Annotated in this window: 14 protein-coding genes and 1 tRNA gene; 12 read left to right on the top strand and 3 right to left on the bottom strand. The window is 41.8% G+C overall.

The genetic code is table 11. The features are described 5' to 3' along the window. Positions 1 to 266 (top strand): tyrosine-type recombinase/integrase (locus tag K8S13_RS12010; RefSeq protein WP_291462794.1); only part of this gene is annotated, 266 nt, incomplete at its 5' end. 129 nt (positions 267 to 395) lie between these two features. Here the strand turns inward: K8S13_RS12010 and K8S13_RS12005 are convergent. From K8S13_RS12005 to K8S13_RS11995, 3 genes are all read right to left on the bottom strand, one after another. Beyond that, positions 396 to 788 carry a secondary thiamine-phosphate synthase enzyme YjbQ gene (locus tag K8S13_RS12005; protein WP_291462792.1) on the bottom strand — a complete coding sequence of 131 codons (393 nt, stop codon included), beginning with the start codon at positions 786 to 788 and terminating at the stop codon, positions 396 to 398. 63 nt (positions 789 to 851) lie between these two features. Beyond that, entirely contained in the window at positions 852 to 2,858 is a 2,007-nt protein-coding gene (gene tkt / locus K8S13_RS12000) for a transketolase (protein ID WP_291462790.1), read from the bottom strand. Between the two features lie 32 nt (positions 2,859 to 2,890). Beyond that, positions 2,891 to 3,760 (bottom strand): radical SAM protein, encoded by an 870-nt coding sequence (locus K8S13_RS11995; protein ID WP_291462789.1) that lies wholly within the window; start codon positions 3,758 to 3,760, stop codon positions 2,891 to 2,893. Positions 3,761 to 3,948: 188 nt separating this feature from the next. Between K8S13_RS11995 and rarD the strand changes: the two genes are divergently transcribed. From rarD to K8S13_RS11940, 11 genes are all read left to right on the top strand, one after another. Beyond that, the gene (rarD, locus tag K8S13_RS11990) at positions 3,949 to 4,845 is read left to right on the top strand and encodes an EamA family transporter RarD (RefSeq protein ID WP_291462788.1); all 897 of its coding nucleotides are present in this window, start codon (positions 3,949 to 3,951) and stop codon (positions 4,843 to 4,845) included. Beyond that, positions 4,833 to 5,147 carry a hypothetical protein gene (locus tag K8S13_RS11985; protein WP_291462787.1) on the top strand — a complete coding sequence of 105 codons (315 nt, stop codon included), beginning with the start codon at positions 4,833 to 4,835 and terminating at the stop codon, positions 5,145 to 5,147. Before rarD ends, K8S13_RS11985 begins: the two co-directional genes overlap by 13 nt. 13 nt (positions 5,148 to 5,160) lie before the next feature. Continuing rightward, positions 5,161 to 6,066, top strand: coding sequence for a DMT family transporter (locus K8S13_RS11980; protein ID WP_291462786.1), 906 nt, complete (start codon positions 5,161 to 5,163; stop codon positions 6,064 to 6,066). Between the two features lie 125 nt (positions 6,067 to 6,191). Further along, positions 6,192 to 8,114 carry a molecular chaperone HtpG gene (htpG, locus tag K8S13_RS11975; RefSeq protein ID WP_291462784.1) on the top strand — a complete coding sequence of 641 codons (1,923 nt, stop codon included), beginning with the start codon at positions 6,192 to 6,194 and terminating at the stop codon, positions 8,112 to 8,114. Then, positions 8,111 to 9,472: a 30S ribosomal protein S12 methylthiotransferase RimO gene (gene rimO, locus K8S13_RS11970; RefSeq protein ID WP_291462783.1), complete on the top strand. Its 1,362-nt coding sequence runs from the start codon at positions 8,111 to 8,113 to the stop codon at positions 9,470 to 9,472. The genes htpG and rimO overlap by 4 nt, the downstream gene beginning before the upstream one ends. A gap of 4 nt (positions 9,473 to 9,476) precedes the next feature. Beyond that, positions 9,477 to 10,460, top strand: coding sequence for a polyprenyl synthetase family protein (locus K8S13_RS11965; RefSeq protein ID WP_291462782.1), 984 nt, complete (start codon positions 9,477 to 9,479; stop codon positions 10,458 to 10,460). A 5-nt stretch (positions 10,461 to 10,465) separates the two neighbouring features. After that, positions 10,466 to 11,713 carry a hypothetical protein gene (locus K8S13_RS11960; protein ID WP_291462781.1) on the top strand — a complete coding sequence of 416 codons (1,248 nt, stop codon included), beginning with the start codon at positions 10,466 to 10,468 and terminating at the stop codon, positions 11,711 to 11,713. Between the two features lie 91 nt (positions 11,714 to 11,804). Further along, positions 11,805 to 11,880: transfer RNA gene (locus K8S13_RS11955), tRNA-Val, on the top strand. Positions 11,881 to 11,952: 72 nt separating this feature from the next. After that, the gene (locus K8S13_RS11950) at positions 11,953 to 13,395 is read left to right on the top strand and encodes a HAMP domain-containing sensor histidine kinase (protein WP_291462780.1); all 1,443 of its coding nucleotides are present in this window, start codon (positions 11,953 to 11,955) and stop codon (positions 13,393 to 13,395) included. Then, on the top strand, positions 13,329 to 13,877 hold the full coding sequence (locus K8S13_RS11945; protein WP_291462779.1) for a hypothetical protein: 549 nt from the start codon (positions 13,329 to 13,331) through the stop codon (positions 13,875 to 13,877). Before K8S13_RS11950 ends, K8S13_RS11945 begins: the two co-directional genes overlap by 67 nt. A 25-nt stretch (positions 13,878 to 13,902) precedes the next feature. Then, positions 13,903 to 15,264: a sigma-54 dependent transcriptional regulator gene (locus tag K8S13_RS11940; protein WP_291462778.1), complete on the top strand. Its 1,362-nt coding sequence runs from the start codon at positions 13,903 to 13,905 to the stop codon at positions 15,262 to 15,264. The last annotated feature ends 499 nt before the right edge of the window (positions 15,265 to 15,763 follow it).

The following is a 15,763-nucleotide window of genomic DNA, read 5'->3' as shown; positions in this document are numbered from 1 at the left end:
AGTCAAATGAATACCGGCGATATCACCTGCATGATACCCACGTTCAAAAAGCCATAAAGAAGGCTGTCAGAAAATCAAAGCTGCTCAAAAGAGCCTCGGCTCATACCTTTCGCCATAGTTTTGCAAGTCACCTGCTCCAGGCGAATTATGATATCCGGACGATTCAGGAACTTTTGGGACACAGTGATGTGAGAACAACGATGATTTATACCCATACTGTCAAGTCCAAGACACTCAAGGAAACAAAAAGTCCGCTTGATTTCTAAGGCTGAGACATTGCTCCGCCCTGTCGATTACATTAATCGCCGTTGAAGATGGATTAATAATTTTATATAAGGCAAAGGAGAAAAAGGCAATAGATATAACCTAAAGGTCACACGTAAACCCTGATTTGATTAATCAGAGAGGATTTTAATATTCACCCGCCGGTTTCTCGGCCCGTCAAATTCACAGAAATAAATACCCTGCCAGGTGCCAAGCACAAGAGAGCCGTTTTCCAAGGGGATGGTTTCCGAAGGGCCGAACAGGCTGACCTTTATGTGGGCAGCTGAATTGCCTTCCATATGTTTGAAATGATCATCCCAGGGGATCACCTTGTTGATGGTATTTAAAATATCTGTTTCAACTGCTGGATCTGCATTTTCGTTAATGGTGATCGCGGCTGTAGTATGCATGGAAAAGATATGGACAAGGCCATCTTTTATTCCTGATTCTTTTACGGCAGTTTGAACCTGGGAAGTAATATCAAGCATCTGGGTTCTTGCGTTTGTTTTGACACTGATCTGCATGGATTGCCTCCTTTTTTAAATCCAGGTGCCCAAAAAGGTTATAGGCACCTGGATAGATGTTACTTACGATTTTAAAAGGTCAAGGGCATTTTTAACGATATTTTCCGGGAAAAAACCATATTCTTTGAGTACGGTTCCGCCAGGAGCGGAAGCACCGAATTTATCAATGCCGATAATTTTACCTTCCGAGCCGGTGTATTTTTCCCATCCCATGGAAATGCCGGCTTCAACAGCCATTCTTTTTGTCACGCCGGACGGCAGAATTCGTTCTTTGTAAGGAGCGGGTGCTTTTTCAAAGAGCTCCCAGGATGGCATGGATACCACAGCAGTTTTGATGTTATGATCTTTTTCAAGGGTTTGGGCCGCTTTAACACAGATATGGACTTCGGAACCTGTGGCAATGAGGATTATATCCGGATCCACGACATTTTTTAAAGTATAGGCTCCATACTGAAACTCGCCGTCCCGCTGGGATACATCCAGGGTCGGCAGTTTTTGACGGCTTAATATCAATGCGGTGGGTGAGTCAACCGTTTTTAAAGCCTGTTTCCAGGCCTGGGCTGTCTCATTGGCATCGGCAGGTCTTACAACGTTAAGACCCGGAATAGCCCGCAGGGATGCCAGATGTTCAACCGGCTGATGGGTGGGTCCGTCTTCGCCCACGGCAACACTGTCATGGGTAAATACATAAATCAACGGCAGTTTCATCAAAGAGGCCATACGGATGGCCGGGCGCATATAATCGGCAAATACAAGAAAGGTGCCCCCGTAAGGCCGGATACCGGGATGAAGATACATGCCGGACATGATGGCACCCATGGCATGTTCACGAACACCAAACCGAATATTTCGTCCATCCCAGGCATTTTTTTGAAAGTCGGTTGAACTGCTGATATGGGTTTTATTTGACGGCGCAAGGTCGGCAGATCCGCCCATTAATGCTGGCAGATTGTCGGCAATGGCATTGAGTACCTGGCCCGAGGCGGCTCTTGTGGCAATGGGTCCGCCTTCAGGGCTGAATTGAGGAATATCTGCATCCCATCCTTCGGTCAAAAATCCACTGATGGCATCAACAAATTTTGCAGCATGTTCCGGAAATTCAGTTTTATAGGCGTTAAAGATGTCCTGCCAGCTTTGTTCAAATTCTTTTCCATATGTCAGGGCTTTTCTGCAGTGTTCCAATACATCTTCGGGTACATAAAAGTCTTTATCAGCCGGCACACCATAAAATTGTTTGACCAGCTTAATTTCTTCTGCGCCGAGGGGAGCACCATGGGCATCGGAAGTGTCCTGTTTGCTGGGGCTGCCATAGGCAATGTGGGTTTTTATCTGTACAAGTGTCGGTCTTGCAACTGCGTCTTTGCCTGCCTGGATGGCTTTTTGTATTTCTTCAAGATTATTGCCGTCTTCAACCGTGACCACATGCCAGTTCTGGCTCTCAAATTTTGCTCTCACATTTTCTGTGAATGCAATATCGGTTGTTCCTTCAATGGTAATGGAATTGTCATCGTAAATGCAGATCAGTTTTCCCAGGCCCAGGTGTCCTGCAAGGGAGATCGCTTCAAGGGCGACTCCTTCCATGAGATCGCCGTCACCGCACATCACATAGGTGTGATGATCAATGAGTTCTTTGTCTTCCATGTTGAACCTGGCTGCAAGATGACGTTCGGCAATGGCCATGCCAACAGCATTGGCAATTCCCTGGCCTAAAGGCCCGGTGGTGGTTTCCACACCCGGTGTATCTCCGAGTTCAGGATGTCCCGGGGTTCTGGAACCCCATTGTCTGAAGTTTTTCAGGTCAGTCAGTTCAAGACCATAACCCGTCAGGTAGAGAAGGCTGTAAAGCAGAGAAGAGACATGGCCTCCGGACATAACAAAGCGGTCTCTGTCTATCCATGCAGGATTTTTAGGATTGTGTTTTAAAAAGCGTTTAAACAGAACATATGCCGCAGGCGCTAAGCCCATAGGTGCGCCCGGATGTCCGGAATTTGCTTTTTGAACCGCATCCATACAAAGGGTTCTGATGGTGCTGACAGTTAGTTGGTCAAGGTTAGTTGCAGCGTTTACCATTGTTTATTTCTCCTGTATCATTTAATTGTATGTTACAAGGCTCTCATGAATTCCGGTTTAAGTTCCACATTTCCTTTGAGCGCCTGTGATATCAGTTCAAGTGTTTTCTCTTTTTCCTGGGGCAGTTTTGCCCTGATGGGAAGATAGTTGGAGGCATGATTTGCATGAAAAAGCCCGTTGGAAAGATGGGTTGAGGCGATCATCAATCCCAGTTCTTCAAGCATTTCTTCCGGGGAGATGAGTTTAAATTCACCTTTCTCATATTGATCATTAAGTTCGGTGCCCGGTATCAGCATCAGGGTTAAAGCCCCCACAAAATCCGGATCAATGGCAGATAAAACCCTTCCGGTTTCCGTGGCATGGACTTTTGATCTTTCCTGTCCTCCAAGACCGAGAAGGACAGTGATGGACAGCTTTATGCCGGATTTTTTAAGCCGCCTTCCCATTTTGATCATTTTTGCGGAATCTGCGCCTTTCCTGATCTCCTTTAAAATATGATCATCCCCTGATTCAAGACCCATATAAGCAATCTTGACTCCCAGGTCGTGCAGCTCTTTAAGCTGCTCGTCGGTTTTCATGCCAATACTTTTGGTGTTGGCATAGAGCCCCACCCTTTCAACCCAGGGCAGCCGATCCTTTATCCGCTTAAGGATTTTTGTAAGTCTTTTCTGGGGAACGATCATGGCATCCCCGTCACAGATAAACAGCCGGTTCTGTCTTTGGCAGTGATTTCTGGCAAATTCGATATCTTCAAAAATGATATCATCTTTTTTTATATTAAACCGTTTTTCCCTGAATGTGCCGCAGAATGTACATTTATTATGGGAGCAGCCTAAAGTGACCTGCAATAATATACTATTGGCCTCACTTGGCGGCCTTATCATCATACCTTCATAATGCATAGCAATAAGATTCCTTAAAATTTAAAGCCAATTAATAGCAGGTATTGTTAAAAAATTCAATCTGTTGATTTGTTTCCATCAGGAAAATATTGATGAATATAATCTGTAATAGTGCATGAAATTCCAGGTTCCCAAAATGATAAATTTAATATAGTATCCCCGCAGAATTAAAAAATAGAGGTTGAACCTTGAGTAAAAACAGAAAAAATGAATCCATATCAGGGCTTTTAGCGGGAGGATCGGCTTTTCTGATATGGGGACTTGTTCCCATATACTGGAAAGTACTTTCCCATGTACCTGTCCTTGAAACAATCACCCACAGAATTGTCTGGTCCTTTATTTTTCTTTTGCCTGTTATTTATTTGCAGGGGCAATGGAAAATATTTATTAATACATTTAAATCCTTTAGAACAATCAAATGGCTCTTTGTCACAACTCTACTGGTGGCATCCAACTGGTTTCTTTTTATATGGTCAGTAAACAATGATATGATACTTCAAGCCAGTCTGGGTTATTATATCAATCCTCTTGTGAATGTATTATTCGGCATTGTCTTTTTACAAGAACGATTAAGAAAGTTTCAGATATTAGCAGTAATGATTGCAGCCACCGGGGTTCTATATCTTACCTGGCAATATGGGTCATTCCCATATATAGCCATTATACTTGCCGTAACTTTTGGATTATATGGTTTGATAAGAAAAAAACTGAATTTGAATCCTGCAGTGGGTCTTGCAGTTGAAACCCTTATATTGACTATTCCAGGACTTGTCTATCTTGTATGGTTAGAAAGAACCGGCCCTGCTGCTTTTCTTCATGCAGATTATATCACAAATATATTTTTAATCTGTACGGCACTTGTTACGGCCCTGCCCCTTTTATTATTTAATATTGGTGTCAAAAGGCTGCGACTGGCCACTGTGGGATTCTTGCAGTATCTTGGCCCAAGCTTGATGTTTATTCTCGCTGTATTTGCTTATGGTGAACCTTTATCTGTGCATCAACTTATTGCATTTATATTTATCTGGGCAGCTCTTGTGGTTTATACTATGGATTCAATCAGGAGTTTAAAATGTATCAATTGATTTTTTATGTACCAGCTACTCATCTTGAAGAGGTAAAAGAAGCGCTTTTTAATGTCGGGGCAGGGAAATATAAAAAGTATGATAAATGCTGCTGGCAGATAAAAGGAAAGGGGCAGTTCAGGCCGTTAAACAGCAGCAAACCCTTTATCGGTAAATTAAATAAGCTGGAAGAGGTGGATGAATACAAGGTTGAAATGATTGTAAAAGATGAACTTGTTAAAACTGCTGTTGCAGCTCTTATAAAAGCTCACCCCTATGAAGAGCCTGCTTATTCGGTCTTGAAAATACAAGTGTATCCATAAGGAAAATCAAGGAATGAAAAATATGAATCAGGTTATGGGGGCCGGACTATGGTTCCTGATCGTTATTCTTTCCATTATCTGGGGGGCATCTTTTTTCTTTGTGGAGATTGCCGTAGAAAGGATGACGCCCTTGACTATTGTGCTGTACCGGGTGGGATTTGCCTCTTTTCTTTTATTGGGCTTTGTCTGGTTCACCGGCCGGAAAATGCCAAAAAATATTGGCATCTGGGGAGCATTCCTGGTCATTGGTGTGTTGAACAATGTGATTCCCTTCAGTCTTATTGCATGGGGACAAAAATATATTGATTCGAGTCTGGCATCTATTTTAAACGCTACTACCCCTGTTTTCAGTGTAATTCTTGCCCATTTTTTAACAAAAGACGAACCCTTGACAACGAACAGGCTGACAGGCGTCTTATTTGGATGGATGGGTGTAGCGGTTCTGATTGGCATAGAAGCCTTAAGCGGTGTTGGAATGAAGATTGCTGGCCAGGCTGCTGTGCTGTGTGCCGCCATGCTTTATGCATTCGCAGCTATTTTCGGTCGCAGGTTCAAGGAGTTTGATCCTGTGGTTGTGGCAGCAGGAATGCTGACAGGCTCCTTTATTATTATGATTCCTTTGACATTTATGATGGAGCAGCCATTAGCCCTTGACCCCACACCTGTGACATGGGCTGCGCTTTTCGGGCTTTCCGCCGTTTCAACAGCTTTGGCATATATTATCTATTTTCATGTGCTGTCCAGGGCAGGTGCAACCAATATTTTGCTGGTAACTTTTTTAATTCCTGTGAGTGCTATATTTTTAGGAATGATGGTACTCGGAGAAGCTCCGGGGTGGAATGTTTTTGCCGGCATGGCATTGATTTTTATGGGATTGATCTTTATTGATGGCCGGCTGTTAAAAAGATTTAAAAAATAATAGTTTTTTAAAACCATTTAATGATGTTTGAAATTCCCTTGACACACCTTGACATTTTGGTTTTTGCAACAATTATTATTAAAAATAATTTATTTTAATAAAAAAAACAAAAAACAGGAGTAAGCATGGGAACAAAAAAAACACGCAAGTTCAAAACCGAGGTGCAGCAGCTCTTGCACCTGATTATTAATTCTTTATATTCCAACAGGGAAATATTTGTCAGGGAGCTGATTTCAAATTCTTCTGATGCCATTGACAAGGCAAGGTTCAAAGAACAGACAGCTCCGGATCTATTTGCCGATGATAATGATTATCATATTCGGCTTTCTCTGGATTCTGAAAATAAGACTTTCCAGATTTTTGATAATGGTATTGGAATGACCTTTGATGAGGTCAATGATAATATCGGGACTATTGCCCAGTCAGGTACGGCTGCGTTTATGGAAGCCCTGGAAAATTCCAAAAAGGAAAACACATTATCCCCTGAACTGATCGGCCAGTTTGGTGTCGGGTTTTACTCGTCATTTATTGTTGCCGACAAGGTCAGGATCGATACAAAGGCAGCGGGTGAGAAATCGGGTGTCAGATGGGAATCGGACGGCAAGGGATCTTATACGGTTCAGGAAATTGAGATAGAAAATCGGGGTAGCACAATTACCCTTTATCTAAAAGATCCTGAAGACGGCGATCAGGATTTTACAGAAGAATACACCATCCAGCATATTGTGAAAAAACATTCTGATTTTGTAACTTATCCCGTCATCATGAATGTTGAAAAAAGCGAACCCATTCCTGAAAATGAAATTATTAAAGATTCAGAAGGCAAACCCATTGGCGATACCTTTAAAAAAGTCAAAAAAGATGAAACCTTGAATTCCAGAAAAGCCATCTGGTCGAAATCCAAAGATGATGTGACCGATGAAGAGCATGAAGAGTTTTACAAACATATCAGCCACAACTGGGACAAACCTTTGGAAATCATCCATAAAAAATTTGAGGGGGTAACCGAATACGATGTCTTGATGTATCTGCCTTCCAAGGCACCCATGGATCTTTTCAGGCCGGAAAGAAAGCATGGGATGCAGCTGTATTGCAAGCGTGTATTTATTATGGATGACTGCAAGGAACTTTTGCCGGAATATTTTGGATTTATCCAGGGTGTAGTGGATGCACCTGATTTAAATCTTAATGTGAGCCGTGAGATTCTCCAGGAAGACCGTTTGGTCAGAAATATCAGGAAAAACCTTGTTAAACAGATTTTTGGTGTGCTGGAAGGCATGGAAAAAGAAAAGTATGAAGAATTTTTTAATGAATTCGGCCAGGCCCTGAAAGCCGGTATCCCAACGGATTTTGAAAATAAGGAAAGACTGGCATCTCTTTTAAGATACAAGACCACCAAGTCCGATGGCAAATATGTCACCCTGGACGAATATATCGAAAACATGAAAGAAGACCAGAAAGAGATTTATTATCTTACGGGTGAAAGCCTGACGTCTTTAATGAATTCCCCTCTGCTTGAGTCCTTGAAAGCAAAGGATTACGAAGTCATTTTAATGGTAGATCCCATTGACGAATGGGTCACCCAGTCCCTGCCTGAGTACAAGGAGAAAAAACTCAAGAGTGCGGAAAAAGGGGATCTTGATCTTGAGAAAGTGGATGATGAGAAAAAGAATGAATATTCAGCCCTCTTATCTTTTCTGAAAGGAAAACTTGAGAAAAACGTTAAAGATGTGGTGGTATCCAACAGGCTTAAAGATTCGGTCTCATGTCTGTCTGGTGATGATTTTGGCATGAGTGCTTATATGGAAAAAATCATGAAAGCATCGGGTCAGAAAACACCGGAACAAAAAAGGGTGATGGAGGTCAATTTAAGCCATCCTGTTCTGGGTAAAATGAAAGAAATATTTGAGACCGACACCACCAACCCGGTTTTAAAAGATTATAGTGATCTTCTGTTTGATATTGCCGTTATCAGTGAAGGCGGTAAACTGGATAATCCTTCAAGATTTTCCAAACAACTGGGAGACCTTATGACCAAAGCAATATGATCGTTTTCCTTGAAAACCTTGGATGCTCAAGGAACCAGGTTGACAGCGAAATCATGCTGGGAAAACTTCTAGGGGCAGGTCATACGATAACCCATGATCCTTGCCTGGCCCGGGTGATTATCGTTAATACCTGTGGATTTATATCAACAGCCTCTGATGAGGCTGTTGATGTTATTTTGGAAATGGCAAAATTCAAGGAAACAGGAAAATGTAAAAAACTTATCGCTGCGGGCTGCCTTTCCCAGCGGTATAAGGATGATAAGAATCTTATATCCACATTACCTGAAGTGGATGCTTTTTTAGGCACTGGTGCATGTGAGCAGATTGTGGAAGTTGTCGAGAATGAAGAAACTAAAACACTCACTCTTTTTCCTGACCCGAACAAAAGGCCGTTCCAGAATCTTTCTGATCTTCCTGATTTTTCCGGGCAAAGAGAGTTGATCACAGATCATTTTGCTTATATCAAAGTGTCGGAAGGGTGCAGCCGAAAGTGTACGTATTGTATTATTCCTCAGCTTCGCGGCACCCAGAGGTCAAGACCCAAGGATGATATTTGCAAAGAAGCCCGCGACCTTGTTTGCCGAGGTGTCAACGAGATTATCCTGACGGCTGAAAATACCACTGATTATGGGCAGGATTTTCAGGGTAAAGCAGGGTTTGAAAACGTTCTTACATCCCTGGCAGACGCCCTGGATAGAGATCAAGTCAAGGAGCATGCCTGGATACGGTTTTTATATACCCATCCCAACTCATTGACAGAGCCTGTCATAGCGGCTGTAAAAGAACATAAAAATATCTGTTCTTACTATGATGTCCCCATCCAGCATGCCTCTTCAAATATATTGAAAAAAATGGGACGGCTTTATACCAATGAAGATCTTTATGCACTTTTTAAAACCATCAGAAAGATTGATCCTGATGCTGCTTTAAGAACAACCCTTATTGTGGGGTTCCCCGGGGAATCAGAAGAAGATTTCAATATATTGATGAAGTTGATTAAAGATATCAGGTTTGATCAACTGGGCGTATTCATCTATTCTGATTCAGATGATCTTAAATCCCATCTTCTAAAAAACCATGTCCCTTACGAGCTTGCAGAAAAAAGACATGACACGATCATGGCAGCCCAGGCGAAAATTTCAAAAACACTGAATGAAAGATTATTGGGTAAGACGTTTGAAGTCCTTGTTGAAGAAAATCCGGAACAGGGCGTATACCTTGGCAGGACCATGTTTCAGGCTCCGGAGGTGGACGGGGTGACATTTATTTATGCCAATGGGCTTGAAATCGGTACCTTTGTTAATGTAAGAATTACCCAGGGCTTTGAATATGATATTGCAGGAGTTGTTCAGGAGTGATTGCATGACAAAAGGGATGAAACAAAGAATTATTGAACAGGCGGCACCTGATCTTGAAAAAATTGAAATTGCACTTGAGCATCACTTAAATCCCAATGTGGAACTGGTAAGGCAGATTGCTTCCCACCTTCTTTTCAGTGGAGGGAAACGGCTAAGGCCGCTGCTGATGGTTCACAGTGCCAGACTTTGCGGTTATAATAACGATTTTGAAATAGAGTTTTCCATTATTTTTGAATATCTTCACGCTGCTACCCTTTTGCATGATGATGTGGTGGATGAAGCAGATATCAGGCGTGGGAAAAAAGCGGCCCATACAAAATGGTCTGCTCCAAAAGTCGTACTGACGGGAGATTTCCTTATGGCCCTGTCCCTTGATATTGCAGCGAAAACAAGAGAACCTGATATCATCTCAGTCATTGCAAAAATTACCCGGGACATGTCCCAGGGCGAAATTGATCAGCTTTCGAAAAAAGGAAAGCTTAATCTTTCTGAAGAAGAATACCGCAAGATCATTGAAAGGAAAACAGCTGTTTTGATCCAGGGAACCTGCCAAAGCGGCGCTATTCTTGCAAAGGCCCCAAAAGAAAAAGAAACTGCGTTGAGTCAATACGGATTTCATTTAGGAATGGCCTTTCAGATGGCGGATGATCTTCTGGACTATACGGCAAGTGCCAAAGAATTAGGGAAAAATCCCGGGGCTGATCTGCGGGAGGGAAAACTGACCCTGCCGCTGATTCACAGCCTTTCCAATGCATCCCAAAAGGATAAAGAGTGGATGCAGGATGCCATAGCGGCAACCCTTTTCAACCCGGATCAGTTTAAAAAATTAAAAGAAAAATTATATACGTATAAAGGGATCGAATATACTAAGGATAGAGCCCGGGATCATGTGAAAAAAGCAAAGGCATGCCTGAATGATTTTGATGATTGTCAATCCAAACAGCTTTTGTGTCTGATCGCAGATTATTCCATTGAAAGAAAGGTGTAAGAAGGATGTTTAATAAAACGACCGCTATCAGCTTCATTATTTTGTTCATCGCTGTCATATTCATATGTGAACCATCATTTGCAGCCAATCGTTCTGAGGTATTAACGGGTGTGACCACAGCCAGAAGAATGGTTATTAATCATAATATCCAGCAGGCCAAGCAGAGAGCAGTATCAGACGCACTAAAGGTTGCCCTTCAAAATGCCTTTGCAACACTGGTATCAAGACAGGTCTTTGCATCCAATCTTGATTATTTTTATGGTCAAGTGCTTTCCCATACCTCGGACTACATCATTACGTATCGTGTCCTTGGCGGAATTGAAAACAAAGGCCACTATCTTGTGGGGGTGGAATCCAAAGTAGATCTTAAGCTGCTTGCAAAGACATTAACCAATGCCAGGATACTCAATGCCAATCAGGATAAACCCGTGATTCTGTTGTTTATTATGGAAAAAATCCCATCAGATCTTCTGCCCAGATACTGGTGGGGAAATAATCCAATTCCTTACCAGTCTCTTGCAGAACAAATCATTATCGATAAAATGATTCAAGATCGATTTATTGTTACAGGAAATGGCGATGAGCGTCCTGATCCGTCTTTTTATAATATTATATTTAAGTCCATTTACGATATTGCGGCTGCAAAGGATCTGGGCAAAGAGATGAAAGCTGATATGATTGTTTTTGGGAAAGCAATCTCATCAGAAGCTATCAACCGAATGGGTGGAGAAAAAGCCTTTAATGCAAAAATCAACCTGGAAGGATACAACCTTGAAACCGGAGAAAAGGTTGTTATTTCCCAGGTTCAGGCTGTGGTTAAAAGTGATATGGACCAGGAAGGAAATATAAATGCAATTGTTAAGGCAGCCCATCTGTCAGCCCTGGATCTGACTGAGAAAATTGATACATACTGGACACAGAATTTGAGAAAAGAGCACGCTTTTGATGTCAGGATAGAGGGAGATAATTTTTTATCCAGGTTTATTGCATTGAAACAACGATTTAAACAAATGCCCGGGATTGAGAATATGCAGCCCAAAGAGATGGGGTCCAACTATGCTGTTATGCAAGTTTTTTATAAGGGGAAATCGTCTCAGTTTGCCAATGCGGTTATGTTGAAAACCTTTGATTCTTTTGGATTGGAGATTTCCGATATAATAGATGACCTTGTCTTCATCAAGTTTATTGAAAAAGAGCAACCCTTTTTGTTTGATGATTCTCAAAATACGACAGAGCCAGTGAAGGCAAATTAGAATACAGCACAATATGCAGCAGATAATGTAGCAGAATGCGTTACTTTTTCTTGACACAAACCAAGGCTTTTGGTAATAAAGCAAACGATTCAGGCGCGTAACTCAGTTGGTAGAGTGCTACCTCGACACGGTAGAAGTCAGCGGTTCAAGTCCGCTCGTGCCTACCATAAATACCAAGGGTCTTGAAAAATAAATATAAGACCCTTAGTTTTTTTAAAAAAACAAGCTGTGGTCTAAGTATGTCCATTTTTAAACGCCTGATTTTAGGAAACCTGATTGTTCTTTTGTTAGTTGCCTTTTGGGGTGGTGCTGTTATCTATAAGCTTGGCAACCTTCAGAAGATAACAAGGCAAATTGTGGAAATTAACGGGACCATTCTTATTATCGGTGATCGCCTCCTTGATTCCTTTACCTCATTGATGAAATTTATCAAAAAGTACTACGTATCTGGTGATATGGATTACTATCATCGGGTTCAAGATTTGGAAATCCTTCTGGAAAAGGATTTTGGGCTGATAAATCGTTTGATTGAATCAGATAAACAGCAGAGTCTGTTTTCTGATACAAAGCGTCTTTACATGGAATTGATGAGGTGTTTTGAAGAAAATGTAAACCGGGTTAAGAATGATGGGCCGGGGACAATTCTGAAAGGTCATGACCTGGAATTGGAACAAATGGCAGCCTATCTAAAAGAGATCATCAATCAAAACAAACAGGATATTAATAAAAATACTGATTTAAGTAGTCGTTTGAGCCGGCAAATTTTTATGATGACCATCATTATTACGGTTTTGACCGTGTTTTTGGGGGGTATTATTTCCCTTTTTAATACCCGCGCCATCACAACTTCCATTTCCCGTTTCAAGAAAAAAACCAGGGAGATTTCCCAGGGTCATTTCAAAGAGCTGCAAACCATCAAAGGGCCCCGTGAAATTCGGGATCTGTCCCGCCATTTCAATGCCATGTCCCAAAGACTGGGTGAACTGGATCATTTAAAAGCGGATTTTATCAGTCATGTTTCCCACGAACTCAAGACTCCGGTGACGGCTATCAAGGAAGCATCTATCATGCTGTCAAAGGATCTTTATTCTGATCAGCCTCAAAAGCTGTATGAATTGTATTCCTTGATTCATGAAGAGTGTGACCGGCTTTTGAATTCTGTGCTGAGACTACTTGATTATTCTAAAATGGAAGCCAAGGCAATGGATTACCAGTTTACGGATTTTGATCTGCCCCTGGTGATTCGAAAATCTATATTAAAGCTTGCACCTTTGGCTCAGAAAAAAAAGATAGATCTTGAATTTATCCCTCCGCCCCAGCTTCCCAAACTCTCCGCTGATGGAGATCGGATTCGGGAGATCCTGGACAATCTTATCGGTAATGCCTTGAAGTTTACCCCGTCCCATGGCAAAATCCTTGTTAAATGTTCATTGGATAAAGAAAAAAAAAGGGTTGTAGTTTCTGTTACAGACAATGGTTGTGGGATTAAATCGGAGCATTTAAAGGCAATTTTTCAAAAATTTAAACAGATCGATAACGGCATTGGAACCCGAATGGGGACAGGACTCGGGCTCTCCATTTCAAAACATATTGTAAAAGCACACGGGGGGGATATATGGGCGGAAAGCGATTATCCAAAGGGAACTCAATTTTTTTTCACCTTGCCATTGGGCTGGGGGTGATGGTTCTTCTATCAAGCTGTCAGGGTGTTGAATACCAGGCATTTCCCAAGGAACAGGAATATGTGGCAGACTTCCAATACCTTGAGCAAGTTCTGAATTTTATAGGCCAGGAAAAATTCAAGTCAGCGCTGGCAGAAAGTGCAAAACTTGAAAAGTACTTGGATGATTCGGCAAATCGGAGTAGTGACTATGATCGGGTGATCAGGGTATCTGCCCGAATGAATAGCTCTCTTCTCAAGAAAGTAATTCAAGATGAAAAGAACCTCTTCTTGCTTTCTAAAAAAGTTCAAGACCAGGAGTTGATGATGAAAAAGCTGAACTCTGAGAAGGATAAATTGACCTGGAAACTCCAGGGCATGACCCTGCTTTTAAAAGCAGTGGAACGCCTTGATACTGAAAACAAGATACTCCGGCAGCAAATCAAGGATTTCAAGGAGATTGATCTTGAAGGAGGCAAAATCAATGCGGATATACAAAAATAAAAATTTCAAAACGCTTGGGTGAAAAATGGAAAAAATTCTTATCGTGGATGATGACCCGGCTGTTTTAAAGGTTCTCACAATGAGGCTTGAAGCAGAAAAATATTCGGTAATGGGCGTAACAGGCGGCGATGAGGCTTTTGCTTTGCAAAATCAAGGTTTCTTTGACCTGGCACTCATTGATTATCAGTTAAAGGGGGAAACAGGGATTCAATTGATGGAAAAATTACATGGCATTGATCCGGATCTCCCTGTTATCATGCTGACCGCCTATGGAACAATTAAAAGAGCTGTGGAAGCCATTCAAAAGGGGGCTCACTCCTTTCTGACCAAACCCTTTAAAGATGTCGAACTTATGCATCAGGTAAAAACCTGTCTTGAAAAAAAGAAATTGGTCAAGGAGGTCAAGGAGCTTCGCGGTATGTTGTCAAAACAATACGGGTTTGACAACATCATCGGCAGAGATAAAAAAATGAAAAAAGTCCTTAAGCTGGTTGTCCAGGCAGCAGACACTGATTCCAATGTTTTTATCCAGGGTGAAAGCGGTACGGGCAAAGAACTTATTGCCAAGACCCTGCATGTTGCAAGCTCCCGGCGGGATGCCCCGTTTATAGCGGTGAATTGCGGAGCCATTCCTGAAGCGCTTTTTGAAAGTGAACTTTTCGGCCACAAAAAAGGGGCCTTTACCGGGGCGGTCACCAACAGGCAGGGATTGTTGGAAAAGGCCCAGGGGGGCACCTTTTTTTTTGATGAAATTTCAGAAATTCCACTTTCCGTTCAAGCCAAGCTGCTCAGGGTCATTCAGGAAAATGAATTTTACCCCCTGGGGGGAGGTGAGATGGTTTCTTTGCGTGTGAGAATGGTTGCAGCAACCAACACAAATATTGTCGAGGAAGTAAAAAAAGGCAATTTCAGAGAAGACCTGTATTATCGGATCCATGTGATTCCCATAAAGCTTCCTCCCTTGCGGGAGAGAAAGGAGAGTATCCCTCTGCTTGCCCATCATTTTTTAAATGAATTTAGAATCCGTATGAAAAAGCCTATTAAAAAGTTTTCTTCCCGTGCCATGGATAAGCTTCTTCAGTCATCATGGCCAGGGAACATCAGAGAGCTTAAAAATGTTGTTGAATATAGTGTTGCCATGTCTGATAGCGATATCATTTCCGAGGATTTGATCATCCTGAATAAAGCAGATTCCTCCCTTCATGGGGTGAAACCTATGAAAGATGCTAAATTGGATTTTGAAAGAGATTATCTGGTGGAGCTTCTTGAATTAACCCAGGGAAATGTCACTAAAGCCGCCAAGCTTGCAGGAAAATACCGGGCTGACCTTTATGAGCTGATGAAAAAATGCGGGCTGCGGGCAGATGACTTCAGGAAGGATCTGTAGTGAATTCCATACAGGGTCCCATCTTCAACAAAGCCCCCGTCCTTTAGCCTTTCTAAAGACTTGCCATAGTTCTCTTTTAGAGGGAATGCTTCCCATGCCTGGCGTGAAAAGGGAGCCACTGAATTTTTCATCCCTGCTTTTTGAATAAAACAGATGTAGGAAAAACCAGTCATTACTATAAAGTCCAATGTCCCACCATACCATGGGTGAACGCATGGTGAGAGATAATGGTGTATGGAATTCCATGCAGGGATTGATTTTTGACTTAAAAAGTTTTTAAAAAAATATACTGTAATATCAATATGTTATGTCTTTAACTTCTGTGGCATGGAGTTTGCTATTATGAGTATATGATTTATGAAAATTTTATGAGCAAAAATTGTTTTATTGTAATTTTTGTAATATACCTTCTTTTGTTTGTTTCCTCTTCCTTTGCTGCTGTGCTTCATTGGAGTCCTGTTGAGTCAACTCAAAATTGTATCATTGCAGGATATAAAGT

The sequence above is a fragment of the Desulfobacula sp. genome (genome assembly GCF_021107415.1).
The sequence above is the reverse complement of the archived record's forward strand: the minus strand, read 5'-3'. Positions and strand labels throughout refer to the sequence as shown.